The following is a 26,352-nucleotide window of genomic DNA, read 5'->3' as shown; positions in this document are numbered from 1 at the left end:
CTTTGCATGCGTCACATCCGGAACACGCCGAAGCGCGTGTCCTCGATCGGCGCGTTCATGGCGGCGGCAAGGCCGAGGCCCAGCACGTCGCGCGTCTGCGCGGGGTCGATCACGCCGTCGTCCCACAGGCGCGCGCTCGCGTAGTACGGATGGCCCTGGCGCTCGTACTGGTCGCGAATCGGCTGCTTGAACGCCTCCTCGTCCTGCGCCGACCATTCGCCGCCCTTCGCCTCGATCCCGTCGCGGCGCACGGTCGCGAGCACCGACGCCGCCTGCTCGCCGCCCATCACCGAAATCCGCGCGTTCGGCCACATCCATAAAAAGCGCGGGCCGAACGCGCGGCCGCACATCCCGTAGTTGCCCGCGCCGAACGAGCCGCCGATGATCACCGTGAACTTCGGCACCTTCGCGGTCGACACGGCCGTCACCATCTTCGCGCCGTGGCGCGCGATGCCCTCGTTCTCGTACTTGCGGCCGACCATGAAGCCCGTGATGTTCTGCAGGAACACGAGCGGAGTCTTGCGCTGGCAGCACAGCTCGATGAAGTGCGCGCCCTTCGTCGCCGATTCGGAGAACAGAATGCCGTTGTTCGCGACGATCCCGACCGGGTGCCCCCAGATGTGCGCGAAGCCCGTGACGAGCGTCGTGCCGTAGCGCGCCTTGAATTCGTCGAACGCCGAATCGTCGACGATCCGCGCGATCACCTCGCGCACGTCGAACGGCTTCCTCGTATCGACGGGAATCACGCCGTACAGGCTCTTCGCGTCGTAGCGCGGCGGCAGCGGCTCGCGCATCGCAAGCGACGCGCCGTGGCGCGCGCCCAGGTTGCCGACGATCGTGCGCGCGATCGCGAGCGCGTGCGCGTCGTTCTGCGCGAGATGATCGGCGACGCCGGACAGGCGCGTGTGCACGTCGCCGCCGCCGAGATCCTCGGCGCTCACTTCCTCGCCCGTCGCGGCCTTCACGAGCGGCGGCCCGCCGAGAAAGATCGTGCCCTGGTTCCTGACGATGATCGACTCGTCGCTCATCGCGGGCACGTACGCGCCGCCCGCGGTGCACGAGCCCATCACCACCGCGATCTGCGCGATGCCCGCCGCCGACAGGTTCGCCTGATTGAAGAAGATCCGGCCGAAGTGGTCGCGGTCGGGAAACACGTCGTCCTGATTCGGCAGGTTCGCGCCGCCCGAATCGACGAGGTACACGCACGGCAGCCGGTTCTCGGCCGCGATCTCCTGCGCGCGCACGTGCTTCTTCACGGTGACCGGGTAGTAGGTGCCGCCCTTGACCGTCGCGTCGTTGCAGACGATCACGCACTCGCGGCCGGCGATCCTGCCGATGCCGGTGACGATGCCCGCGCCCGGCGCGTCGTCGTTGTACATCCCGTATGCGGCGAGTTGCGACAGCTCGAGGAACGGCGTGCCCGGATCGAGCAGTTGCGCGATCCGCTCGCGCGGCAGCAGCTTGCCGCGCGACAGATGCTTGTCGCGCGCGGCCTGCCCGCCGCCGAGCGCGAGCCGGTCGATCTTCTCGCGCAGGTCGGCGACGAGCGCCTCGAGGGCCGCGGCGTTCGCGCGGAATTCGTCGGAACGCGGGTTCAGCTTGGATTCGATGATCGGCATCGCGTGGGCTCCGCGCGCAGGGTCAGGCCGTTTCCGCGAACAGCTCGCGGCCGATCAGCATCCGGCGGATCTCGCTCGTGCCGGCGCCGATCTCGTAGAGCTTCGCGTCGCGCCACAGGCGGCCGACCGGATATTCGTTGATGTAGCCGTTGCCGCCGAGGATCTGGATCGCCTCGCCCGCCATCCACGTCGCTTTTTCCGCGGTGTAGAGAATCACGCCCGCGCAATCCTTGCGCACCTGGCGCACGTGGGCGCTGCCGCCCGCATCGAGATGCCGGCCGACCGCGTACAGATACGCGCGGCATGCCTGGAACGTCGTGTACATGTCGGCGATCTTGCCCTGGATCAGTTGGAATTCGCCGATCGGCTGGCCGAACTGCTTGCGGTCGTGAACGTACGGGACGACCGCGTCGAGACACGCGGCCATGATGCCCGTCGGGCCGCCCGCGAGCACCGCGCGCTCGTAGTCGAGACCGCTCATCAGCACCTTCACGCCGCCGTTCAGCTCGCCGAGGATGTTCTCTTCGGGCACCTCGACGTCCTCGAACACGAGCTCGCCCGTATGCGAGCCGCGCATGCCGAGCTTGTCGAGCTTCTGCGCGACCGAGAAGCCCTTCATCCCCTTCTCGACGATGAACGCGGTGATGCCGCGCGCACCGGCCTCCGGTTCGGTCTTCGCATAGACGACGAGCGTGTCGCAGTCCGGACCGTTCGTAATCCACATCTTCGTGCCGTTCAGCACGTAGCGGTCGCCGCGCCGGTCCGCGCGCAGCTTCATGCTGACGACGTCGGAGCCCGCGTTCGGCTCGCTCATCGCGAGCGCGCCGATGTGCTCGCCGGAGATCAGCTTCGGCAGATACTTGCGCTTCTGCGCCTCGGTGCCGTTGCGGTGGATCTGGTTCACGCACAGATTCGAATGCGCGCCATACGACAGCCCGACCGACGCCGACGCGCGCGAGATCTCCTCCATCGCGACCATGTGCGCGGTGTAGCCGAGACTCGCGCCGCCGTACTCCTCGGCGACCGTCATCCCGAGCACGCCCAGCTCGCCGAACTTGCGCCACAGGTCCATCGGGAACTGGTCGGTGCGATCGACCTCGGCCGCGCGCGGCGCGATTTCCTTCGCGGCGAAATGCGCGATCGAATCGCGCAGCATCTCGATGTCTTCACCGAGCATGAAGTTCACGCCGGGCAGGTTGCTCATGTCTCCTCCGTCTCCAGGAAGTCCTCGAACGCATCGATTATTGAGTCTTGCTCAAATCGACACGTCCGCCGGTTCATTGCCATACGTTGCGGAAATTTTCGCTAGTTTCGCGCTTGATCCGCACGAGCGTCAATAGTTTTTTGAGCGCCACTCAGTTATGATCGAGCACACCGCAACGACGCCGACAGCCGCAGGACACCCCCGCGGGACAACCCATATGACCGCCACTCAGAAAACCGACCGCGCGGACGCGCCGCGCGCGCCCGCCGGCCGCAAGTCGCAGCAGCGCGTGCAGGACATCTTGCGCGCGGGACGCGAAGTCTTCGCGGAAAAAGGTTACGAGCACGCGACCGCGGCGGAGATCGCGCAGCGCGTCGGCGTGTCGGAGGCAACGGTGTTCAGCTACTTTCGCGGCAAGCGGGAGCTGTGCGCGCGCGTGATCGCCGATTGGTACGACGAAATCATCGATGCGTTCGAGACGGGGATGTCGCGCGACGGATCGGTGCGGCAGCAATTCGCGTTCATCGTCCGCACGCATCTGCGGCTGATGCTCGTGAACGGCACGGGCCTCTGCGCGCTCGTGCTCTCCGAGGGGCGCGCGAAGCAGCACGCGCTCGCCGACGAGCTGGCGGCCTTGCAGCGCCGCTACACGGCGCCGCTGATGGACGTGCTCGCGCGCGGACAGGCGACGGGACAGGTGCGCGCTGACATGCCGCTCAGCCTGCTGCGCTCGATGGTGTTCGGGCCGATCGAGCATGTGCTGTGGGACGCGATCCTCGGCCATCGGAAGCTCGACACCGAGACGACGGCCGAGCAGTTGATCGATCTGTTGTGGACGGGGCTGCAGCCGCCCGCGCCGGAAAACGCGGCGCTCGTGCGCTTTCGGAGCGACGTCGCGGACGCGATGCGGCGGCTCGACGAGGCGTGCGCGCGTGCGCCGCGCGAGCCGGCGGCGAGCCGCAAGGCGGGGAAGCCGGCGTAACGGCAACGCGTGCGCCGGGCGCTCTCTGCACGCCAGCGACAACTCAGCCGCCCCATCGAGCACGACACCCCCCATCTGCAATGCATACCCGTAGTGCGCGCTCCGAAGCGCGAGGCTCGCGTACTGCTCGACCATGAACACCGTCAAGCCCTGCCTGTTGATCGCGTCGATCAGCTCGAACATCCTGTCGACATAGAGCGGCGACAGCCCCATCGTCGGCTCGCCCATGCAAATCAGCTTCGGCCGAGCCACATTCAATCTCTCGTCGACATTCCCGCCGATTGTTTCGCCCGTCGCACCGATCGCGACGCGCCAACGCAATCTCAAGCTACCCTATTTAATTTTCATTACCTATGATGAAAACAACGACGCATCCATTATCCGAACCGAACTTCGTCGTCGCGTTTTTTTGCGAGGGAACGCGTGAATGGACCACCCCGGGGCCGATCGAGAATACGAAAGACAACTGATTGCTTGTGGTCTTGAACAATACGAATGGGTCGTCCGCGCGCGCCAAGCGGCCGCATCGTCGCTGCCCGACTGGGACGCGCGAGTCGAAGCCCTGCTCGACGGCGCAGGCGAAACGGCCTCGCATTTCGATCGCGCAGCCGCTCGATACGCGGCGCAAACGGGCGAGCCTGTCTCGCTCGAGAATGCGCGCGCATTCTACGCGGCAACGATGCTGCGGGCGGTCGAACACCATGCCGACACCGACGACTGGCATCTCTTTTGTCGATTGGACGAGATGCCGAACGTCGGCGATTACGTGACGGGCTATGCGTTTCAGGAAAGCATGACGGCGGTCCGCTCGGGCGAGCGCGAGGCGCGCGTGTTCCTGAATGTTTGCCCTCATCGGCAGACGCAGATCTTTCAGGCTGCCGGCTCATTCGATCCGCATCGCCACATTCGATGCCCGTATCACGGCTGGACCTTCGACGTCGACGGACGCTGCGCAAACGCGCCGGGGGCGCGACACGGCGAGTTCGGCACGGATTTTCGCCAGCAAGCCTTTTCTCTGTCGTGCGTTCCGGCAGTCGTCGACGACGGCGGCGGCATCCTCGTGCGCAAAGCGGTCTCGCGCGTCAGCCGCCGAATGGCGGCGCTGTACGAGCGCGTGTATTTCGCGTTTCCCGATGTCAAGCGGCCGTTCGTGCCGGACCGGTTCCGCGTGCTGCTGCGCATCGGCTTCCTCGCGGCGGAGATTCGCCGTGCGCGTGATCCGTCTATCCTGTCGGTGCTTCGCGCCGAGCTTCGTCAGCACCTGCTGACGTATCCGGACATCCCGGCGCACTACGCGTCGCTCGCGAAACGAAGCGGCGAGCCGACGATCGATAGCGCCGACATCGCCGACATCGGGCCTCGGCTCGCGAGCGGACCGCTGCGCGAGACGATGGCCACCTGGGTATACGGCGACGCGGAGCTGCACGCGCTCGAAAGGGACGCGCTCGTCCTGCCCGCCTGGCATTTCGTCGGCCACGCGGCGGAGCTGGGCGACGGCGAACGCGCATTGACGCTCGACGTATCGGGCGAGCGCGCATACGTTTCTCGCGGCCGGGACGGCGCGATACGCGCCGAGCGCCTCATCGACATCGATCGCCGAACCGACGATCCGGCACGGCTGCGCGCGTGCGGCGCGCTCGCGCCGATCGACGTCGACCTCTGGCAAGGGCTGATATTCGTGCGGTTCGCGGCTGGCCGAGGCGGCGTCGCTGCTATCTGGGAGCATGCGCGAATGCTCGCCCCATACCGGATCGAGCGGATGGCGCCGCTCATCGGCAAGGGCTGGTACGACTTCGCCGTCGAAGCGGACGCGAAGATTCTGTGGGAAAACTTTCTCGAGATGTATCACTTCCCGGCGGCGCACCGGGCGATGATCCGCTTGTTCGAGCTGTCGAGCCAATCCGACCTGCTGACGCTGCGCGAACCGGAATCGGCGCGACTGTCGCCCGTCGAGGCGCGCTATCGCGATGCATTGAAGTGCGGCGCGACACACGGCGCCGACGAGGAAGCGCGGCAACGCGCGATGGCCGACGGCAACGCCGCCCTTTCGCGCCCGCTTCAACTGACAGTGTTCGGCTCGATTCCCGAAACGGCGCAAACGGCGACGATGCTCGGCATCACGGTCTTTCCCGATCACATCCAGGCGATGTCGTTCATTCCGGTCGGCCCGCGAGCGTGCAGCGTGAAGATCCGCAGCTACGGCCACGCGGCGGACGGCGCGCTGAACGTCGCCCGGCAATGCAATGTCGAGCAATTGCAGATCGAGCTCGTCGAGGAAGACATTCAACTCAATTATCGAAGCCAGGTTGCGGCATCGACGCGCAGTTATGATCGGCGCGGCGTATTCAACGACATGGAAGTGAGCGTCGCGGATTTCCAGCAATTGCTGCGGCGCGCCCTGCCCGTCACGCGCTGCGTTCGACGTCCGCGCGACGGCGCGATCGCGCGCGTGAATCAAGCGCTCAGGCTGCGCGAGCGCGACGAAAACGGCGCGCCTCGGAGCGATGGCGCGGATGCGGCCCGCCGCGCCTGCGCGGCCTCCGCGACCTCCGCCGCGACGCCACCGTCCGCCCGGCGACGCGAAGCCGAAACCCTCGATGCGCTCGATGCGCTCGACACGCCCGCATTCGTCTATGACGAACGCGCGCTGCGCGATGCATTGTCTGCGATGCACGCGCTGCTCGGCGACAGCGGCTGCCGCCTGCTGTATCCGCTGAAGCCGTTCTCGCACGCGGGAGCGCTCGAATGCATCGCGCCGCATGTCGACGGCTTCGCCGCATCTTCGCCGTTCGAGGCCGCGTTTTCGCGCGCGCTCCTCGGCCGGGCGGGCTCGATCCATCTCACGACGCCGGCGTTGAGCGACCGCGACCTCGGCGCGATCGTCGACAACTGCGATTACGTCGCGCTGAACTCGCTGTCGCAATGGGGTCGCCTGCATGCCGCGTTCGCGGGCCGCCTGTCGTGCGGCTTGCGGATCAATCCGCAATATTCGGTCGTGGCCGACGCGCGCTACGATCCGTGCCGGCCTCATTCGAAGCTCGGCGTGCCGCTCGACGCGATGGAACGCGCCGTCGCCGACGATCCGCGCGCGCTGCAGGGCCTGCAAGGCATTCATTTCCACACGAACTGCGACTCCCCCGATTTTGGTCAGCTTGCCGAAACGATCGATCACATCGAAAAGCGGCTCTCGCGCGCGCTCGACGGTCTCGCCTGGGTCAATCTGGGCGGCGGCTACATCGCGGACAACGCGCGAAACGTCGACCGGTTCCACGCGTGCGCAAAACGCCTGCGCGAGCGCTTCGGCATCACGCTGTTCGTCGAGCCGGGCGCGGCGATCGCGCGTGCGGCCGGGACGATCGTCGCGTCCGTCGTCGATCTGTTCGACAGCGGCGGCACGTCCGTCGCCGTGCTCGATACGACCGTCAATCACTACCCCGAGGTATTCGAATATCAGTTTCGGCCGGACGTCGCCGGCCATCATCCCGCGCACGAGCATGCGTACCTGCTGGCGGGCGCGTCGTGCCTCGCAGGGGACCTGTTCGGCACCTGTCGCTTCGACGCGCCGCTGAAGGTGGGCTCCCGCGTGGCGTTCGTGAACGCCGGCGCCTATACGCTCGTGAAAGCGCATCGCTTCAACGGCATCAACATGCCAACCATCTATCGCAGGGACGAAACCGGCAGGCTCGCGGTGGTCCAGCGGTTTTCCTACGAAGACTTTCTTCGCCAGAACGGGGGACTCGACCATGCATATCCATGAAAAAGCGTTTTCCGTTTCCCGCCCGCTGGCGAGCGTGTCGCTCGATCGTCTTCGCGAGCTCACGCGGCAACAGCTCGAACCCGACGAGACGCCGGTGCGCTTCGTCGTCACGCGCAGCGACGAACGCGGATTCGATTGCGAAATCGGCGTGCTGTCGAACGGCGAGATTCCCGATGCCATCCAGGCAGGCGGATTGTTCAAATGCGAGCGGCGAACGCGCATCGGCGGCGGCGAATTCAACGTCGCGCTGATCGTGCCGACCGGCGTCGGCGCGGAAATCGGCGGCCACGACGGCGACGCCGGCCCCGTCGCGATGCTGCTGTCGTCGATCTGCGATCGCCTGATCACGCATCCGAACGTCGTCAACGCCGCGGACATCAACGAGCTGCCGGCGAACGGCCTCTATGTCGAAGGCAGCGTCATCTGCCGGCTCCTGCTCGGCCAGATCGGCCTTCAACCGGTGCGGGCAAACCGCGTGCTCGCGGTCGTCGGCTCGAACGAATGCCCGACCTTCGTCAACGCGGCGATCAACTCGGTCAATGCCGCGCGCGCCGCATACGGCCTCGATTGCCCTCGCGTATTGCACCTGGACCCCGGCATCCGCCTGACGAGCACCTATGCGTCGAGCGGCCGCGCGGCCGGCGTCGTCGAGAACCTGGACGCGCTCGTGGCGCTGCTCGCCGAGCATCGCGACACGTTCGACGCAGTCGCGATCGCCTCGCACATCCACGTCCCGGACGAATGCCGCACCGGCTACTACGAAGGCACGCTCGGCATGGTCAATCCGTGGGGCGGCGTCGAAGCCATGCTCACGCACACCATATCGACACTGTTCTCGGTGCCGTCGGCACACTCGCCGATGTACGAAGACGCGCGATTCGCCGTGCGCGATTACGGCGTAGTCGATCCGCGCATCGCGCCGGAAGTCGTTTCCCTCACGTTCCTGCAGTGCATCCTCAAGGGCTTGAAGCGCTCGCCCCGCATCGTCGAGCTCGCGCGCGCGAGCGACGCCGCCGGGACGGTATCCGTGTCCGACGTGTCGTGCATCGTGATTCCCGAAGGCTGCGTCGGATTGCCGGTATTCGCCGCACTGGCGCAACGCATACCCGTCATCGCCGTGCGCGAGAATCGCAACGTCATGCGCAACGATCTTCGCAGCCTGCCGTGGGCGCCGGGACAATTGCGCATCGTCGACAACTACTGGGAAGCCGCGGGCGTCATCGCCTCGATGCGCGCGGGCCTGAATCCCGATTCGGTCAGACGGCCGCTCGAACCCGTCGACGTGCTTCGCGTGGGCACGGAGCGCGCGCGCGGCGCATCGCCGATCGCGGCCGCCGCGAACGTGGCCTGACATGAACGGCGTCGCGCGAACCGGTTTCCTGCCGATCGACAGACGCGACGCGCTGTCGTGCGAGGAGTTCGTCGAACGGTATGCGATGCCGGGAAAACCGGTCGTGCTCACGGGCCTCATGCGGGATTGGGAGGCCGCGCGCCTCTGGAATCTCGATTACTTCAAGCGTCGCCACGGCAACGTGACGATCGTCGCCCGGCGTTCCGACGACTACGACCGCACCGTCACGCTGCCGCTCGCCGATTACATCGACAGCCTCGGCGATCCGGACGCGCATTTCTATCTGAAAGACTGGGTATTCGAAGACGACATTCCGGACTTGCGCGCGCAGTATCGGGTTCCGCGCCACTTCGCGAACTGGGCGACGCGCCTTCCGGGCAAGTGGCAACCGAAATGGCGCTGGCTGTACATCGGCCCGGCCTCGTCGGCGTCGCATCTGCACGTCGATTTCCTGCTGACGAGCGCGTGGAACGCGCTGTTCGTCGGCAGCAAGCGGTGGCTCGTCTATTCGCCGGATCAGGCGCAATGCATGTATCGAGGGGCAGTCGACGCGTTTCGCCCCGACCTCGATCGCTTTCCGCTATTCGCGAACGCACGGGCGCACATGCATGTGCAGCAGCCCGGCGAGATCGTGTACATGCCGGCCACCTGGTGGCACGCGGTCAGAAACGAGGAGCCGAGCCTCGCGCTGTCGGAGAATTTCATCAATGCCGCCAACGCGAGATATTTTCTGAAGCCGCGCGTGATCGCGCGATTCTGCCGTTATGCGGATCATCCGCTTTGGGTCAAGTGACGCGCGTGTCGTTCGGCATGCGGCTTGCGGATGCGCGCTGTCGATCCGAACCTACGCCGTCGGCGGGGCGCAGACGAGAATCCCGAGCCATCGCGCTCACCGAGACAAATCTCCACACGAATCCAATCGACATGACACGGCTCGCCATGAGACGATCCGCGGCTCGTTAGATTTTTGTCGCTACTTCGCCGCATGAATGTCCCGATGTCGCGCGCGGCGCTGGCCGCGATCCTGCTCGCGGCGTGCACGAGCGCGCAAGCGCAGCCGCTTGCCGGCTCGCCGGCGAGCGCGGCGGCGGCGTCCCGCGCGGTGCCGCCGCAACCACGCCAGAAGACGCCGCCCGCCACCGCCCGCGCCCATTCGCTGCCGTCCGGCAGCCTCGCCCCCCAAACGCTGCCGAAGCCCGCGCCATCCGACGCGAAGCCGCAATACGCGGCCCCGCTGCAGCGCAACTTCGCGTTCGCGCAGGATCAGGGCCGGCAGGCAGCGTGCGACGAGCTCGCGTCGAAGATCGACAATCTGGCGCGCCACACGCAAGCCGCCGCACGCTCGGCGCCGCCCGCGCTGCTCACGCCGAGCGCGATCAACAGCCCGACGCCGTGGAAAGTCCCCGCGCCGCCCGTCTACGAACCGCCGCCGTCGCGGCCGTTGCCGTCCGCGAACGGCCATGCGCCGTCGAACTTCGCGGCGCTGTCGGCCGGCTACGGGAGCCGTTCGTCGGCGCACCAGCCGTATCCGGCCACCGAGCGGGAAGCGAAGGAACAGCGCGAGCGCAGCGAGCAGCAGATCGAGCTCGAAACGCGCTACCAGCAGTTGCACTGCCGTCCGTAGACGCCGGCGAGTAACATGTCGTCGACCGCGGCGCGCGCGATGCGCGCCGCTCTTCTTTCGACGCCCTCGCCATGACCGCCCGACAACTGACGCCCGCCCTCGCCTCGCAATTCGCGAACCTCGCGCTCGGCCACCTGACGCGCGAATATCCGAACAAGCTCACGCATTCACTCGCCGGCCCGCAAGACGTGCGCGGCCCCCGTGCGCTGCATCCGATCTTCTACGGCAGCTACGACTGGCATTCGTGCGTGCACGGCTACTGGCTCGTCACGCGGCTGCTCGATCGCTTTGCCGATCTGCCGCAGGCGCGGCGCATCGTCGAGACCGTCGACGCGCACTTCACCGCCGAGAACGTCGCGGGCGAAGCGGCGTACCTGAACCTGCCGCACAATCATGGCTTCGAGCGGCCATACGGCTGGGGATGGCTGCTCGCGCTGTCCGCGCAGCTCGCGTCGATGACGTCGGACGCGGGCCGCCGCTGGTCGGCGACGCTCGCGCCGCTGACCGACATCTTCGTCGAGCGCTTCACCGAATTCCTGCCGAAGGCGACCTATCCGCTGCGCGTCGGCACGCACTTCAACACCGCGTTCGCGCTGTCGCTCGCGCTCGATTTCGCACGGCAGACGGGGCGCGCGGCGCTCGAGGCGCTGATCGTCGACACCGCGCGGCGCTGGCATCTGCGCGACGCGAACTGTCAGGCGTGGGAGCCGAGCGGCGACGAGTTCCTGTCGCCCGCGCTGATGGAGGCGGAGCTGATGCGGCGCGTGCTGCCGGCGGCCGAGTTTCTCGCGTGGTTCGACGCGTTCCTGCCGTCGCTCGCCGCGCGCGAGCCGGCGACGCTCTTCACGCCCGCCACCGTCACCGACCGCACCGACGGCAAGATCGCGCACCTCGACGGCCTGAACCTGAGCCGCGCGTGGTGCCAGCGCTCGCTCGCACGGGCGCTGCCGGACGGCGATCCGCGCCGGGCGGCGCTCGCCGGCGCGGCCGACGCGCATCTCGCGAGCGCGCTCGAGCACGTCGCGGGCGACTACATGGGCGAGCACTGGCTCGCGTCGTTTGCGGTGCTCGCGCTGGAGGCGTGAGCCGACCGACGGAAGCGGCGTCGCGTCGGCTGCGTCCGACGTCGTTGCATCGCCCGATGCCTGTCGCGCGCATCGGGTCGCGCCGTTCGAGCACGCCCATCGCAAAGCCACGTGCGCGGAGCGGACCGCTGATGCGGCTCGCCTGAATACGGCATCGCGGCACGCCGCCCGCATGCCCGCCGCCGGCCAGCCCTTCGTCGCCAGGCGCTGGCGCACGCATCGAACGCGCGCGCCGTCCGCCCGGCGCGCCGTCAATGCGATATCGCTTCGAGCGCGATGCCTTTCGTGCGCGGCCCCATCATCCCGATCGACGCCATCACGATCGCCATCGCGCCCGCGATGAACACGAACACGCCGGGCGTGCCGAATCCCTTGAGCACGGCCGCGATCGCGAACGACGTGAAGATCGCCGAGAAGCGGCTCCACGAATAGACGAAGCCGACCGCGCGCGCGCGGATCGCCGTCGGGAACAGCTCGGCCTGATACGCATGGAAGCTGTACGACATGATGTTGTTCGCGAGCGTGAGGCACACGCCGAGCGCGACGAGCAGCCACGCGGCCGACGCCTGGCTGAACAGCAGCCCCGAGATCATCGCCGCGCCCGCCATCGCGACGATCACCGTCTTGCGTTCGAAGCGATCGGCGATCGCGAGGCCGATCAGCGGCCCGATCGGCGCCGCGAGCGCGATCACGCTCGAATACATGAGGCTCGTCGTGACGGTGATCCCCTGTTTGATGAGCAGCGTCGGCACCCAGTTCGCGAAGCCGTAGAAGCCGACCGTCTGGAACACGTTGAAGATCGTCATCATCACCGTGCGCTTGCGGTACGGCGGCGCCCACATGTCGCCGAACCGGCCGCGCGGCGGGACGGGCTCGGCGGGCGCGGGCGGCGGCAGCGGCCGGCCGTACTCCGCCTCGACCTTCGCCTCGAGCGCGGCGAGCACGCGCTCGGCTTCGTCGAGCCGGCCTTGCTGCGCGAGCCAGCGCGGGCTTTCCGGCAACTGGCGGCGAATCCACCAGACGAAGAGCGCGCTGTGCGCGCCGATCAGCACGACCCAGCGCCAGCCGTCGAGGCCGAACGGCGCGCGCGGCACGAGCAGGTACGCGAGCAGCGCGACGACGGGCACCGCGGCGAAGCCGACCGCCTGCTCGCACGCGAACGCGCGGCCGCGGATCTGCTTCGGCACGAGCTCCGAGATGTACGTGCCGATCGTCACCATTTCGACGCCGAGCCCCAGCCCGACGACGAAGCGCCAGAAATTGAGGCCCGCGGCGGTGTCCTGGAACGCCATCACGACGTTCGCGGCCGTGTACCACAGGAGCGACCACGTGAACACCGCGCGGCGGCCGAAGCGGTCGGCGAGGAAGCCGCACGCGATCGTGCCGATGAAGAGCCCCGCGAACAGCGCGGCGATGAAGCTCGCGACGCCCGTCGTGCCGAACAGCCCGTGCGTCGTCGCGCTCAGGATGCCGCTCTTCACGAGGCCGGGCGCGACGTAGCCGCTGTACAGCAGATCGTAGAGCTCGAAGAAAAAGCCGAGACTCAGCAGCGCGACGAGTTTCCAGACGCTGCGGGTGGGCGGCAGGCGGTCGAGGCGCGCCGAGATGACGCCGGCGTCGATCGCCGATGCCGATGCCGACACCGATGCGCGCGACGCGCTTTCCGTTGAAGCCATGACGGGAGTGTCTCCGAATGTCGTTGTCGTCTGACGGCGGCCGCGGGCCGCCGCCGGGGTTCGGGCATTTTACCGGCCGCCCGCCTCGGCGTCGAAATCGAGGCCAATCGATGCCGGAAGTCCGGAGGCGCCACGCGGATCAGAAGTCCAGACGCCCCTTCAGATGGCCGAAAGGCAGCATCACGTTGCGCCGATACGCGGGCCGCGCCTGCAGCCGCGCATACCAGCGCTCGACGTTCGGCAGCGACGGGCGCTCGATGTCGAGCCCGTAGTAGCGGTACAGCGATACGCCGATGCACACGTCCGCGAGCCCGAGGCGCTCGCCGCCGAGGAACGGGCGATCCGCGAGCTGCCGGTCGAGCACGCCGAAATGCCGCGCGCAGCGCGCGACGTCGCGGCGGATCGCATCCCACCGCCGCCGCGGCTCCGGCGTGCGGTAGTAGCCCCAGAACACGCCCGTCAGGAAATCCGGCTGCAGCGTCGCGAGCATCCAGTCGATCCAGCGGTCGGCCTGCGAGCGCGCGAGCGGGTCCGGCGGCCAGAGCGCGTCGTCGCCGTAGGCGGCGGCGAGATAGCGAACGATCGCGTGCGATTCCCAGATCGCGTGCGCGCCGTCGCGCAGCACCGGAATGCGGCCGTGCGGATTCATCCGCAGGAATTCGGGATCGTCGAGGCCGCCATACCCGCCGCCGGCGGGCCGCCAGTCGTAGCGCAGCGCGCGTTCGTCGAGCAGCCACAGCACCTTCTGCACGTTGAACGAATCGCGCCGCCCCCATATCGTCAGTTCGCCCATGCAGTCTCCCGAATTCGACGGCGGAATCGACGCTCGCGCTCGCCGCCCGTGCGTCACGCGCCGCCGCCGCGCGCCGCCGCGATCAGCGTGGACAGCGACTGCCGCTGACGCCCCTGCTCGTCGAAATTCCCGGCGGCGAGCCACTGCTCGAACGCCGGGCGCAGCACGGGCCATTCGCCGTCGACGATCGAATACCATGCGGTGTCGCGCGAGCGCCCCTTGTAGACGACGGCCTGCCGGAATAGCCCCTCATACGTGAAGCCATAGCGAAGCGCCGCCACGCGCGACGGCGCATTGAGGCTGTCGCATTTCCATTCGAGGCGGCGATAGCCGAGCTCGTCGAACACGCGCCGCATCAGCAGGAACAGCGCCTCAGTGCCCGCGCAGGTCTTCTGCAGCAGCGGCGAATACGCGACGAACCCGACTTCGATCACGCCGTTCGCGCGATCGGCGCGCATCAGCGCGAAAGTGCCGACCGCCTTGCCCGTCGCCAGATCGACGATCGCGTGATGCAGCGGATCGTCGCTTGCGGCCGCCTTCTCCAGGTACGCGCGATAGCTCGCGGCGTCGGCGAACGGGCCGCCGCCCATGTACGTCCAGTCGCGGCCGTCGGCGGCCGTTGCGTACGCCGCATACAGATCGTTCGCGTGCCGGCCCGGATCGACGGGCTCGATGCGGCAGAACCGGCCCTGCGCCGGCGTGCGCGGCGGCGCGGAACGCGGCTGCCAGCCGGGCACCGGCGTGCCGGTCGGCTGGCCGAATTCGTTGGTATAGGCGTTGTCACTCACGAAAAGGATTCCCGAAACGATGAACGGAGCGCCGGTCGGCGACGAAGCCCGCGCGACGATCCCGGATCGACCCGCCCGGCATCGCGGCGGCGCATCCGATTGTAAGAGACGTCGGCGGGATGCGCCGCTTCGGGGAGCGCGAACGGGGGCGGCGGTCGGTGGATCGCGCGGATCGTTCACGCAATGTATCGTCCGTGCGTCCACGACGGAAGCGGACGTGCGGACAATCAACGGGCCGTTCCATTTGCCGGAATGCCGCGCCCCGATGCCGGACTCCGAAGCATCGCGGCGCGGCGCGCATGGCGTCGGTGCGGAACATCGCACGTCGCCGATGGCGACGCGCGCAAGCGCACAAGTGTGCAGCGGGCGACGGCCGCATCCGCGGCCGCGCGCCGCCCCGGCTTCAGGCCGCCGCCGGCTGCGCCGCCCGCTTCAGCATGCCGACCGCGAGCGCGGTCACGAGCGTGCCGGCGACGATCGCGAGCGCATACACGCCCAGATGCGTGACCGCGTTCGGAATCGGCAGCACGAAGATCCCGCCGTGCGGCACTTTCAGCTCGGCGCCCGCCGCCATCGAGATCGCGCCCGTCACCGCCGAGCCGGCGATGCACGCTGGAATCACGCGCATCGGATCGCGCGCGGCGAACGGAATCGCGCCTTCGGTGATGAACGCGATCCCGAGCACGGCCGCCGCCTTGCCCGCCTCGCGCTCCTCGGTCCCGAAGCGCTGCCGGAATAGCCACGTCGCGAGCGCGATGCCGAGGGGCGGCGTCATCCCGGCCGCCATCGTCGCCGCCATCGGCGTATAGACGTGGCTCGCGATCAGCCCCGCGCTGAACGCGTAAGCCGCCTTGTTCACCGGGCCGCCCATGTCGACCGCCATCATCCCGCCGAGGATCAGCCCGAGCACGACCGCGCTGCCCGCCTGCATCGAGCGCAGCCAGCCTTCGAGCGCGTGCAGCGCGGCCGCGACGGGCGAGCCGACGACGTAGAGCATCAACAGGCCGACGACGAGCGTCGACACGAGCGGAATGATCAGCACCGGCTTCAGCCCTTCGAGATTGCGGTGCAGCTTCAGATGGCGGTTGATGAGGAGCGCCGCGTAGCCCGCGAGGAAGCCCGACACGATGCCGCCGAGAAAGCCCGCGTTCAGGCTCGCGGCGAGCATCCCGCCGACCATGCCGGGCGTGACGCCCGGCCGGTCCGCGATCGAGTACGCGATGTAGCCGGACAGCACCGGCACGATCAGCGCGAACGCCGATTTCGCGCCGATCTGGAACAGCGACCACGCGAGCGTGCCCTTGTGCGCGTCGTCGAACGCGTAGATGCCGCCGAGCGCGAACGACAGCGCGATCAGCAGGCCGCCCGCGACGACGAACGGCAGCATGTACGACACGCCCGTCATCAGGTGCCGGTACGGGCCGCCCGCCTTCGCGGCGCGCGCCTGCTTCGCGGCGGCGACCTGATCGGCAAGCGCCGCCGCGCCTGCCGCCGCGCCGCCTTCGACGCGCGCGTCGGCGATCGCCCTTTCGATCAGCGCCGCGCCCCTGCCGATCGCGCTCTTCGTGCCTGTCTCGTAGAGCCGCTTGCCGCCGAAGCGGCTTTTGTCGACTTGCGTGTCGGCGGCGATCACGACGAGGTCCGCTTCGGCGATCTGCGCGTCGGTCAGCCGGTTCTGCGCGCCGACCGAGCCCTGCGTCTCGACGTGAATCGCATGGCCGAGCGCCTGCGCGCCCTGCGCGAGCCCTTCGGCCGCCATGAACGTGTGCGCGATGCCGGTCGGGCACGACGTGATCGCGACGATCTTCAGCGGGCGCGAGCCGCTCGACGCGGCAGCGGCAGCCTGCGCGGCCGAAGCGACGGCGGCCTGCCCCGACGCGCGCGCGAGCACGGCGTGCGCGTCGCGAATCGCATCGTCGACCGACACGCGGTGAATCGTCTTGCCGGCGAACGGCGCTTCGTCGATCGACGCCGGATCGTCCGCCGCGATCAGCACGGCGCTCGCCTCGCCGATCTGCTCCGCGGACAACGGCGTCTGCACGCCGAGCGCGCTGCGCGTCTCGAGCGCGAGCGCAACGCCGCGCGCTTGCGCGGCGCGGCCGAGCGTGTGCGCGGCGAAGGTCGGCGCGGCGGTCCGCGCCGGCGCCGCCACGAGTCCGATCAATTTTTCCATGACTGTCTCCGGCCTGCCCGGTTTATGAATGAACGGCGCCGCCCGCTTCGGCGGCCAGCGTGAAGGTGTCGACTTCGACCTGCGCGGCGAGCGCGTCGAGCGCCGCGCGCCCGGGCAGGTGCGGGCCGACGCGCGCGAGCTTCGCGGCCGCGAACGCGGTCGCGCGGCGGCCCGCGTCGCCCCAGGCGCGCGCTTCCGTCAGGCTCGCGACGAGCCCGGCGACGAACGCATCGCCCGCGCCGACCGTGCTCGCGACAGGCACGCGCGGCGGCGTCGCGCGGAAGATCCGGTAGGCGGTCGGCCGCGGCGCGGCGACGTTCGCATCGACATCCGCGCCGAATTCCGCCGCCACGCCGAGCGCGCCCTGCGCGCCGAGCGACACGACGACGTGCGCGATCCCCCGCGCGGCCAGCTCGCACGCGGCGCGCACGATCGCGTCGTCGCTGGCGAGCGCGCGGCCGAGCGCCGCCTCGAGCTCCGCGAGATTCGGCTTCACGAGGTCCGGCAGCTCGCGCGGGTCGCCCGCCGCGAGCGCGTCGGCGAGCGGCGCGCCGCTCGTGTCGAGCGCGACGCGCGCGCCCGCGTCGTGCAGCGCGCGCGTCGCGCGCCGGTAGAACGACGCATCGACGCCCGGCGGCAGGCTGCCCGCGAGCACGACCCAGCAGCCGGGCGCCGCGAGTTCCACGATCCGGCGCTCGAGCGCGGCGACATCGGCCGCCGTCGGCCGCGACGTCGCGAGATTGATGTCGGTCGTCTCGCCGCGCGCATCGTCGACGAGCTTCACGTTGATCCGCGTGCGCCCCGCGATCCGCACGAAGCGGTCCGCGATCTGCTTGTCGGCGAACATCGCGTCGAACGCCGCGCCGTCGTCCGCGCCGAGCAGCCCGGTCGCGATCGTCGCGATCCCGTAGTCGGCGAGGCACCCGGCGACGTTCACGCCCTTGCCGCCCGCGTTGAATTCGAGCGATTCCGCGCGGTTCACGTCGCCGAGCGCGAGGTTGCGCACGCGCACGGTCTGGTCGAGCGCCGGATTCGGCGTCACGGTCACGACGGTCGTCATGCGGCCGCCCGGATCTCGGCCGAATCGAGCGCGCGCACCGCGTCGACGTCCGCGCAGTCGAGCGCGCGCGCGGCGAGCGCCGCGAGCGCGTCGAGCCGCGCGCCGCGCAGCCGCGTCTTCACCGCGGCGACGTCGCGCGCGCTCATCGACAATTCGTCGACGCCGAGGCCCGCGAGAATCGACGCGCCGAGCGGATCGCCCGCGAGCCCGCCGCACACGCCGACCCACTTGCGATGACGGCGCGCGCCGTCGACCGTCTGCCTGATCATCCGCAGCACGGCCGGATGCAGGCTTTCGGCGAGCCGCGCGAGCTCCGGATGCTCGCGGTCGATCGCGAGCACATATTGCGTCAAGTCGTTCGTGCCGATCGAGAAGAAGTCGACGACCTGCGCGAAATGATCGGCGAGCGCGGCGGCCGACGGCGTCTCGACCATGATGCCGAGCGGCACCTTCGGCGCGTCGAGCTCGGCGCGCACGGTCTCGGCGAGCGCGAGCGCGTCGCGCGCCTCGTCGAGCGTCGACACCATCGGGAACATGATCCAGAGCGGCCCCGCCTTCGCCGCGCGATACAGCGCGCGCAGTTGCGGCACGAAGAGATCCGGCCGCCGCAGGCACAAGCGCAGCCCGCGCACGCCGAGGAACGGATTCGCTTCGTGCGGCAGGTTCAGATACGGCACCTGCTTGTCGCCGCCGATGTCGAGCGTGCGGATGATGAGCCGCCGGCCGCCGCTCGCGTCGACCATCTGCTTGTAGCACGCGTATTGCTCGTCCTCGTCGGGCGCGTCGCGGCGCTCGAGAAACAGGAACTCGGTGCGCATCAGGCCGACGCCGTCCGCGCCCTGCGCGAGCGCGTCGGCAACCTGCGCGGGCCGCGTGATGTTCGCGCCGATCTCGATCACGTGGCCGTCGAGCGTCGCCGCGGGCAGCGCGCGGTTCGCGCTCGCGCGCCGCCGCTCGTCGGCCAGGCGCTGCTCGACCTGCCGCGCGCGCTCGGCATCGCGCGCCGACACGCCGACGTAAAGCCGCCCCGCGTTGCCGTCGAGCACCGCGCACGCGCCGTCGGCGACGCCCATCAGCGTCGCGCCGCACGCAACCGCCGCCGGCACGCCGAGCGTGCGCGCGAGGATCGCCGTGTGCGACGTCGGGCCGCCCGCGACCGTGCAGAAGCCGAGCGTCACGGCCGGGTCGAGCTGCGCGGTGTCGGACGGCGTCAGATCTTCGGCGATCAGGATCGACGGCGCGCCCGCGCCGCCCGCCGCCGCGCCGTCGCCCGTCTCGCCGAGATGCCGCAGCACGCGCCGCGCGACGTCGCGCAAATCGGTCGCGCGCGCGGCGAGGAGCGGATCGGAGAGCGCGGCGAGCCGCCCGGCCTGCGCTTCGGTCGCGCGATGCCACGCCCACGCGAGCCCGTGCCCGTCGACGATCAGCCGCACGACCTCGTCGAGCAGCCCGGCGTCGTTCAGCAGCTCGCGCTGCGCGACGAAGATCTCGCCCTCGGCCGCGCCGAGCCGCGACGCCGTCTCGCGCGCGAGCGCGTCGAGCTCGGCCGCCGTATTGGCGAGCGCGCGCTCGAGCCGATGCGACGCGTCGAGCGTGTCGCCCGGCCGGTCCTCGACGTCGACGCGCGTCGCGCGCAGCACGCGCACCGGCCCCGTCACGAGGCCCGGCCCCGCGCCGATGCCCTCGAACGCGGTCGCCGGGTCCTCGGGCGTCCACAGCGCCGGCTGCGCGCTCTGCCGGCGCGCCTGCGCGGCCGCCGCGCGCGCATGCTCCTCGGCGGCGAGCGCTTCGATCGTGCGCGCGAGCGCGGCGAGCGCGTCGGCCGCGTCGACGCCCTGCGCGGACACGACGAGCCGCGCCTGCGCGGTCGCGCCGAGCTGCAACAGGCTGACGAGGTTCTTCGGATCGGCGGCGAACTCGCCGCAACGCACGCGCAGCGCCGCCTGATAGCGCTTCGCGGTCGCGACCCACGCGCTCGCGGGCCGCGCGTGCAGGCCGTGCGGATAGTCGAGGATCAGTTCGCGCTGGTGCGCGTAGTCGGCGGGCGTCGCTGCGGCGACGGCGGCCGACGCGCCACCGGCCGCGCCCGTTACGCTTGCACCGCTTGCCGCGCGCGCCGGCTGCGCGCCGTTCAGCGCGTCGACAATTGCCTGCGGATCGCGCGCGGCGAGCAGCCGCTCGAGCTGCGCCGGATCGCCGATCAGCCGGGTCAGGCGCTGCAGCAGCGCGATGTGCTCGCCGGACTGCGCGGCGATCGCGACGACGAGCCGCGCGCGCTCGCCGCCCTGCCACTCGACGCCGTCCGGCAGTTGCAGCACCGCGACGCCCGTGCGGCGGATCAGGTGGCGATCCTCCTGCAGCCCGTGCGGGATCGCGACGCCGCTGCCGAGGTACGTGTTCGACACCTGCTCGCGGCCGTGCAGGCTGTCGACATAGCCGGGCTCGATGACGCCCGCCGCGACGAGCAGCGCGCCGGCCTGGCCGATCGCATCGTGTTTCGAGTCGGCCTTCGCGCCGAGCCGGACGAGTTCCGCGGTGAGCAACGGCGGCATCGCGTCTCCTGGGATGAGTCGTTGGAATGTGCGTATTGGAATCGATACCACTTTGACCGTCAAGCGTTCCCCGATTTTGGGAAACCGCGTGAAATGTGCGGCAAGCGCCGATAGAATAGGCAAACGGCCTGTCTGCGGGCGGCCCCGGCGCTTGCGCCGGGGGTTGCTTCCGTCGCCCAGATTCAGGGTAAATACCGATCCCGGAAAGAAATCGATTTCAGTCGTCATGGCGCTACGAATCAAGGATGTCGCGGAAGCGGCGGGTGTGTCGGTCACGACGGTTTCGCGCGTGCTGTCGAACAACGGCCCGGTGCGCGACACCGTGCGCCGCCGCGTGCTCGAAGTGATCGAGCGGCTCGACTACCGGCCGAACGCGGCCGCGCGCCGGCTGCGCTCGGGCGAAACCGCGACGATCGGCCTCATCGTGTCCGACGTGCGCAACCCGTTCTTCACCGAGGTAAGTCGCGCGGTCGAGGACGCCGCATACGCGCAAGGCATGCGCGTGATCCTCTGCAACACCGACGAGAACCCGGAAAAGGAAGCGATGTACCTGCGGCTGATGGAAAGCGAGCGCGTGACTGGCGTCATCTATTCGCCGACGTACGACGCCGCGCGGCAATTCGACGCGCGCGCGCACGCGTTCCCGGTCGTGATGATCGACCGCGCGGGGCCGGCGGGCGCGGCCGACGCGGTCACGCTCGACAACCGCGACGCGGCGGCGCGGCTTGCCGAGCATCTGGTCGGGCGCGGCTACCGGCGCGTCGCGGGGCTGTTCGGCAACGCGAGCACGACGGGCCGCGAACGGCACGCGGCGTTCGTCGACGCGCTGCGCCGCCACGCGCTGCCCGTCGACGCGGAATTCGTCGATCCGCATCCGCAGGCGGCGCACGCGCGCGTGCATGCGTGGCTGTCGGGCGACGCGGCCGCGCGGCCCGACGCGATCGTCGCGAGCAACGGCCTGCTGCTGCTCGGCGCGTATCGTGCGCTGCGCGAGCGCGGTGCGCGCGTGCCGGACGACGTCGCGCTCGCGGGCTTCGACAACGACGCATGGACGGAGCTCGTCACGCCTGGCGTGACGGTGATCGCGCAGCCCGTCTACGAGATCGGCAAGAACGCGATGCAACTGCTTACGCAGCGGCTCGCCGATCCGGCGATGTCCGCGCGCACGCTGGTGCTGCCGGGGGAGTTGATCGTGCGGGGGTCGACGGCCGCGCGGAACGGCGCGTAAGCAGCCGGCCTCACAAAATACCCGCCCCTGAAAATTTCAAACTAACAAAAATGGTAGGTATTCACCGACGAATAAATCCTACTCTTTAGTCGAGAGATAATCGGCACGGCTCTCGCTTTCAAATTCAATCCGTGCTTTTCCGAGGAGCCACAAAATGAGCCAATTTACCGACGTTCTGGAGGAAATGCGCACGCATTACAAGTCGTCTCTTGATCAGGCATCGCCCCGCCGCTATGCCGCCTCGCAGCAGCTCGCCTCTTATTTCACCGCCGCGCAGGCGTCTTCCGCGAAGCTTTCAGCGCAGGACAACGACTTGCTGAAAGGGCTGCAAATCGACGCGCAATCGTCCGGACAGGAGGAAGCGAGCGGAATCGAGACCGGCATCGTCGGCGCAACCGAGGCGCTGAAGAGTTCAGGAGCGTCTCCCGCTTCCGTCGAAGAATTCAAGAAGAAGATGGAAGAACAGAGGAAAAAGGCAAAGGAGGATTCCAACGCGAGAATCGACAAGATTTTCGACACGGCGATCAAAATCGGACTGGAACACCCGGAACTTCAGCACCCGATCGTCGCCCTGATGGACAAGATCGGCAATTTCTTCAGCGAACTTTTCGACAAGATTACGAGCTTCATCGTGGGCGTCGTAAAGGATGTCGTCGCGTGGCTCAGCAATGCGTGGGACAGCATCAAGAGTACGTTCAAAGGCATCGCGGGATGGATATCCGGCTGGTTCTGACGCCGCGCGCCGGCCTCGACGAAATGCGGCACGCCGTCGGCGCCCGTTATCGCGCCGCGAATCGGGCCCCGCATCGGGCCCCGATCCCGGCAAGCGCTCGCCGAACGCACATGGCGAGCTGACGCGGGCAGCCGCGAACGCCGACGATCCGATCGGGCGCGGCGCCGGAATCGCGACAGGAAAAAGGGCTCGGAATGGTTCCCGAGCTTTTTTCGGGCGGTGCGCAAGCGAACCGCCTGTGCGCTCTTCCGGCCGGCCGCGCCCGCCGCTTGCCCGCCGAACTTCGCGCCCAGCGCGAACGGCAACCGGGAAGCGCGCCTCGCCAGGCGGGTTGCACGCTCACGGGCGCGTCGCACGATCGTCGCCGAGCGCGAGCCCCTCGACCACCGCCTGAACCCCGTCCGCCTCGCACGGCGCCGGCGAGCGCAGCGCGAACGACGCGCCCGCGCCCTTCGCGATCGCGTCGACGATCGCACGCCCGAGGCCGCTGCCCTTCGCCGTCGTCGCGCCGCGTTCGAACGGCTTCGTCAAACGCTCGAGCCCGGCCCCGCCGAGAACATGCCGGACACGCCGGACATGATCGACGCCCGCCGCGCATCGGACATCCGCGACGCTTTGCCGTCGCCATGCCGCGCGATCGACGCGTGGCTCGTCGGCATCGACAGCGAGCTGCGCGCGCGGGCGCAAGCCGGACGGCTCGCCGTGGGCGATCGCGCTCGAAGCGCCCGACTACGACCGGCGCGGCGCGATGGGCGCGATCGATCTCGTCGACGCGGCTGTCGCAACGTCCGGCGATTACCGGCATTGGGCCGACTTCGACGGCGAGCGCCTCTCGCACACGATGGACCCGCGCGCCGGCGCGCCGCTTACACGTCGAACTTCACGCCCTGCGCAAGCGGCAATTCGCGGCTGTAGTTGATCGTGTTCGTCGCGCGGCGCATGTAGCTCTTCCACGCGTCGGAGCCCGACTCGCGGCCGCCGCCCGTCTCCTTCTCGCCGCCGAACGCGCCGCCGATCTCCGCGCCGCTCGTGCCAATGTTCACGTTCACGATCCCGCAATCGCTGCCCGCCGCCGACATGAACTGCTCGGCCTCGCGCACGTCGTTCGTGAAGATCGCCGACGACAGCCCTTGCGGCACGCCGTTGTGGATCGCGAGCGCGTCTTCGAAATCGTCGTAGACGAGCACGTACAGAATCGGCGCGAACGTCTCGCGCGTGACGACGGCCGTCTGCTTCGGCATCCGTACGAGCGCGGGGCGCACATAGTACGCGTGCGCATGACCAACCTCGACGCGCTCGCCGCCCTTGACTTCGCCGCCCTGCTCGCGCGCATCGGCGAGCGCCTTTTGCATCGCGTCGAACGACGCGCGATCGATCAGCGGGCCGACGAGCGTGCCCGCTTCGAGCGGATCGCCGACCTTCACCGATGCGAACGCCTTCTCGAGGCGCGGCAGCAATTGATCGGCGACGCCGCGATGCACGATCAGCCGGCGCAGCGTCGTGCAGCGCTGGCCCGCCGTGCCGACCGCGGCGAACGTGACCGCGCGCACGACGAGATCGAGATCCGCGCTCGGCGCGACGATCATCCCGTTGTTGCCGCCGAGCTCGAGAATGCTGCGCGCGAGCCGGCGGCTCAGCACCTGCGCGACCTCGATGCCCATCCGCACGCTGCCCGTCGCTGACACGAGCGGCACCTTCGGCGAAGCGCAAAGCGCCTCGCCGACGTCGCGGCCGCCGAGCACGAGCTGGTGCAGCCCCTCCGGCACGACGCCCGGATGGGTCCTGTCGAATTCGCGCACCGCCTTCGCGAACAGCGCGTGGCACGCGATCGCGGTGAGCGGCGTCTTCTCGGACGGCTTCCAGACGACCGGATCGCCGCACACGAACGCGAGCGCCGCATTCCATGACCATACGGCAACCGGGAAGTTGAACGCGGAGATCACGCCGCACACGCCGAGCGGATGCCAGGTCTCCATCATCCGGTGGCCGGGGCGCTCGGAGGCGATCGTCAGGCCATAAAGCTGCCGCGACAGACCGACCGCGAAATCGCAGATGTCGATCATCTCCTGCACTTCGCCCAGGCCCTCGGATGCGATCTTGCCCGCCTCGAGCGTGACGAGCCGGCCGAGCGCCGCCTTGTGCTCGCGCAGCACGTTGCCGAACACGCGCACGAGCTCGCCGCGCACGGGCGCGGGCACCGTGCGCCACTTGAGGAACGCTTGATGCGCGGCGTCGATCTTGCGCCCGGCGTCCGCCGGGCTGTCGGCGGCGAGCGTCGCGAGCGTCGCGCCGTCGACGGGCGACCGGGCGGTCAGCGCACTGCCTTGCCAGCGGGACAGATCGACGTCGAGCGCGGCGAGAATGTCGTTGAATTGCATCGCTTCCTCTTCAGAACAGAATCGGGTTGATCGGTGCGGCGTCGCCGCCGCGAATGAATCGATTGGACCGCGTTCGCGCGCCGCATGCAAGCGCACTGGCCATTCGGCCTGGTCCTAACGGCGCGCCGCGAGCGCCGCGCGCAACCGGCGCACGCCCTCAAAGATCTCCGCTTCGCCCGGCGCGGCGAACGACAGCCGCAGGCTGCCCGCATCCGCGTCGCGCGCGTAGAACGCCGCGCCGGGCACGTACATCACATTGTGCTCGAGCGCGCGCCTGAGCACCTCGGCCGCGTCGCGGCCGCCGCTCAAGCGCGCCCACACGAACATGCCGCCCGACGGCTCGCGCCATTCGACCTCGTCCGGCACGAATTGCGCGAGCGCGCCGACGAGCGCGCGGCAGCGGCTGCCGTAAGTCTGCGCGATCGTGCGCAAATGCGCGGCGAGCCGGCCACTTTCCAGATAGCGGCGGATCGCCTCCTGCGCGATCGGTGCGGTGCACAAATCGCTCGTCTGCTTCGCCACGGTCATCCGCCGCAGGATCGCGGCGGGCGCGACCGCCCAGCCGATCCGCAGGCCCGGCGCGACGATCTTCGACAGGCTGCCGAGATAGACCGTCCAGTCCGATGCGCCGTCGTGCGCGAGCACGGGCTTCACCGGCTCGCCGGAAAAACGCAGGTCCGCGTAAGGATCGTCCTCGACGAGCACGAACCGCGCGTCGGCCGCGAGCGCCGCGAGCCGCGCGCGGCGCGCCGGCGGCAGCGTCGCGCCCGTCGGGTTCGCGAACGTCGGCACCGTGTACAGCAGCTTCGGGCGGCGCTCGGCCGCGGGCCACGCGGCGAGCTGCGCGGCGAGCGCGTCCGGATCGACGCCGTCGGCATCGGTGCGCACCGGCACGAGCCTCGCGCCCGCGAGCCGCAGCGCCTGCAGCGCGGCCGGATACGCGGGCGCCTCGACGAGCGCGACGTCGCCCGGCTCGATCAGCGCGCGCACGAGCAAATCGAAGCCCTGCTGCGAGCCCGTCGTGACGAGCACCTGCGCGGCGTCGCACGCCACGCCGCGCGCGCGCGTCATCCAGTCGGCGAGCGCGGCGCGCAGGCCGGGCTGGCCCGCGGTGTCGCCGTATTGCAGGCAGGCCACCGGATCGTCGCGGGTCGCGTCGGCGAACGCCGCCGCGATGCCTTCGCGGTCGAACAGCTCGGCGGACGGATAGCCGCCCGCGAACGAGATCATCCCCGGCTTGCCGACGTGCTTGAACAGCTCGCGGATCGGCGAGCCCTGCGGATCGGCGAACGGCGCGGCGAACGGATAGTCGACAGCGGCGGCGGCGAGCGTCATGGCGGCTCCGGTGC

At 69.4% G+C, this 26,352-nt stretch carries 19 protein-coding genes and 3 pseudogenes; 10 read left to right on the top strand and 12 right to left on the bottom strand.

Annotated elements, in window-relative coordinates; genetic code table 11:
• Positions 1-11 precede the first annotated feature (11 nt).
• Both AQ610_RS23560 and AQ610_RS23555 read right to left on the bottom strand, forming a co-directional pair.
• A complete protein-coding gene (locus tag AQ610_RS23560) occupies positions 12-1,619 on the bottom strand; it encodes a carboxyl transferase domain-containing protein (protein ID WP_006028823.1) in 1,608 nt (535 codons plus the stop codon).
• Positions 1,620-1,641: 22 nt separating this feature from the next.
• On the bottom strand, positions 1,642-2,823 hold the full coding sequence (locus tag AQ610_RS23555; protein WP_006028824.1) for an isovaleryl-CoA dehydrogenase: 1,182 nt from the start codon (positions 2,821-2,823) through the stop codon (positions 1,642-1,644).
• 217 nt (positions 2,824-3,040) lie between these two features.
• On the opposite strand from AQ610_RS23555, the gene AQ610_RS23550 reads away from it, so the two are divergent.
• Positions 3,041-3,805, top strand: coding sequence for a TetR/AcrR family transcriptional regulator (locus tag AQ610_RS23550; RefSeq protein WP_006028825.1), 765 nt, complete (start codon positions 3,041-3,043; stop codon positions 3,803-3,805).
• Between the two features lie 33 nt (positions 3,806-3,838).
• Here the strand turns inward: AQ610_RS23550 and AQ610_RS37595 are convergent.
• Positions 3,839-4,129, bottom strand: a pseudogene (locus AQ610_RS37595) (ABC transporter ATP-binding protein); the annotation flags it as partial.
• On the opposite strand from AQ610_RS37595, the gene AQ610_RS36955 reads away from it, so the two are divergent.
• The 6 genes from AQ610_RS36955 to AQ610_RS23525 all read left to right on the top strand — a co-directional run bounded on the left by AQ610_RS36955 (position 4,032) and on the right by AQ610_RS23525 (position 11,622).
• On the top strand, positions 4,032-4,232 hold the full coding sequence (locus AQ610_RS36955; RefSeq protein ID WP_162486729.1) for a hypothetical protein: 201 nt from the start codon (positions 4,032-4,034) through the stop codon (positions 4,230-4,232). The pseudogene AQ610_RS37595 and the gene AQ610_RS36955 overlap by 98 nt on opposite strands.
• Positions 4,233-7,562, top strand: coding sequence for a Rieske 2Fe-2S domain-containing protein (locus tag AQ610_RS23545; protein WP_006028826.1), 3,330 nt, complete (start codon positions 4,233-4,235; stop codon positions 7,560-7,562).
• Positions 7,549-8,913 (top strand): DUF3326 domain-containing protein, encoded by a 1,365-nt coding sequence (locus tag AQ610_RS23540; RefSeq protein WP_006028827.1) that lies wholly within the window; start codon positions 7,549-7,551, stop codon positions 8,911-8,913. Before AQ610_RS23545 ends, AQ610_RS23540 begins: the two co-directional genes overlap by 14 nt.
• 1 nt (position 8,914) lies before the next feature.
• A complete protein-coding gene (locus AQ610_RS23535) occupies positions 8,915-9,706 on the top strand; it encodes a cupin-like domain-containing protein (RefSeq protein ID WP_006028828.1) in 792 nt (263 codons plus the stop codon).
• Positions 9,707-9,898: 192 nt separating this feature from the next.
• Positions 9,899-10,537 (top strand): hypothetical protein, encoded by a 639-nt coding sequence (locus AQ610_RS23530; protein WP_043283156.1) that lies wholly within the window; start codon positions 9,899-9,901, stop codon positions 10,535-10,537.
• A gap of 71 nt (positions 10,538-10,608) precedes the next feature.
• Positions 10,609-11,622 carry a DUF2891 domain-containing protein gene (locus AQ610_RS23525; RefSeq protein WP_006028830.1) on the top strand — a complete coding sequence of 338 codons (1,014 nt, stop codon included), beginning with the start codon at positions 10,609-10,611 and terminating at the stop codon, positions 11,620-11,622.
• Positions 11,623-11,873: 251 nt separating this feature from the next.
• On the opposite strand, the gene AQ610_RS23520 is transcribed toward AQ610_RS23525, so the two are convergent.
• The 6 genes from AQ610_RS23520 to ptsP all read right to left on the bottom strand — a co-directional run bounded on the left by AQ610_RS23520 (position 11,874) and on the right by ptsP (position 20,664).
• On the bottom strand, positions 11,874-13,298 hold the full coding sequence (locus AQ610_RS23520; protein WP_006028831.1) for an MFS transporter: 1,425 nt from the start codon (positions 13,296-13,298) through the stop codon (positions 11,874-11,876).
• 139 nt (positions 13,299-13,437) lie between these two features.
• Complete coding sequence (locus AQ610_RS23515; protein WP_006028832.1) at positions 13,438-14,091, bottom strand: glutathione S-transferase family protein; 654 nt, start codon at positions 14,089-14,091, stop codon at positions 13,438-13,440.
• A gap of 53 nt (positions 14,092-14,144) precedes the next feature.
• Positions 14,145-14,879, bottom strand: a complete 735-nt coding sequence (locus AQ610_RS23510) for a GNAT family N-acetyltransferase (protein WP_009915343.1) — start codon at positions 14,877-14,879, stop codon at positions 14,145-14,147.
• A 403-nt stretch (positions 14,880-15,282) separates the two neighbouring features.
• Entirely contained in the window at positions 15,283-17,052 is a 1,770-nt protein-coding gene (locus tag AQ610_RS23505; protein WP_006028834.1) for a PTS fructose-like transporter subunit IIB, read from the bottom strand.
• A gap of 22 nt (positions 17,053-17,074) precedes the next feature.
• The gene (locus tag AQ610_RS23500) at positions 17,075-18,112 is read right to left on the bottom strand and encodes a 1-phosphofructokinase family hexose kinase (RefSeq protein WP_006028835.1); all 1,038 of its coding nucleotides are present in this window, start codon (positions 18,110-18,112) and stop codon (positions 17,075-17,077) included.
• On the bottom strand, positions 18,109-20,664 hold the full coding sequence (gene ptsP / locus AQ610_RS23495) for a phosphoenolpyruvate--protein phosphotransferase (protein WP_043283157.1): 2,556 nt from the start codon (positions 20,662-20,664) through the stop codon (positions 18,109-18,111). The genes AQ610_RS23500 and ptsP overlap by 4 nt, the downstream gene beginning before the upstream one ends.
• A 226-nt stretch (positions 20,665-20,890) precedes the next feature.
• Between ptsP and AQ610_RS23490 the strand changes: the two genes are divergently transcribed.
• Both AQ610_RS23490 and AQ610_RS23485 read left to right on the top strand, forming a co-directional pair.
• On the top strand, positions 20,891-21,892 hold the full coding sequence (locus AQ610_RS23490; protein WP_006028837.1) for a LacI family DNA-binding transcriptional regulator: 1,002 nt from the start codon (positions 20,891-20,893) through the stop codon (positions 21,890-21,892).
• Positions 21,893-22,046: 154 nt separating this feature from the next.
• Complete coding sequence (locus AQ610_RS23485; RefSeq protein WP_009915346.1) at positions 22,047-22,625, top strand: hypothetical protein; 579 nt, start codon at positions 22,047-22,049, stop codon at positions 22,623-22,625.
• A gap of 339 nt (positions 22,626-22,964) precedes the next feature.
• Here the strand turns inward: AQ610_RS23485 and AQ610_RS23480 are convergent.
• Positions 22,965-23,219 (bottom strand): annotated as a pseudogene (locus AQ610_RS23480) (two-component sensor histidine kinase); the annotation flags it as partial.
• Between the two features lie 48 nt (positions 23,220-23,267).
• On the opposite strand from AQ610_RS23480, the pseudogene AQ610_RS34660 reads away from it, so the two are divergent.
• Positions 23,268-23,493: pseudogene (locus tag AQ610_RS34660) on the top strand (FAD:protein FMN transferase); the annotation flags it as partial.
• Here the strand turns inward: AQ610_RS34660 and amaB are convergent.
• Together amaB and AQ610_RS23470 are read right to left on the bottom strand one after the other, a co-directional pair.
• Positions 23,492-25,003 carry an L-piperidine-6-carboxylate dehydrogenase gene (amaB, locus tag AQ610_RS23475; RefSeq protein WP_009915351.1) on the bottom strand — a complete coding sequence of 504 codons (1,512 nt, stop codon included), beginning with the start codon at positions 25,001-25,003 and terminating at the stop codon, positions 23,492-23,494. The pseudogene AQ610_RS34660 and the gene amaB overlap by 2 nt on opposite strands.
• Positions 25,004-25,117: 114 nt before the next feature.
• Positions 25,118-26,338, bottom strand: coding sequence for an aminotransferase-like domain-containing protein (locus AQ610_RS23470; protein ID WP_006028841.1), 1,221 nt, complete (start codon positions 26,336-26,338; stop codon positions 25,118-25,120).
• Positions 26,339-26,352 lie beyond the last annotated feature (14 nt).

This window comes from Burkholderia humptydooensis, from assembly GCF_001513745.1.
Lineage (GTDB): Bacteria > Pseudomonadota > Gammaproteobacteria > Burkholderiales > Burkholderiaceae > Burkholderia > Burkholderia humptydooensis.
Note: the sequence above shows the minus strand (reverse complement) of the source record. Positions and strands in the feature narration are given on the sequence as shown.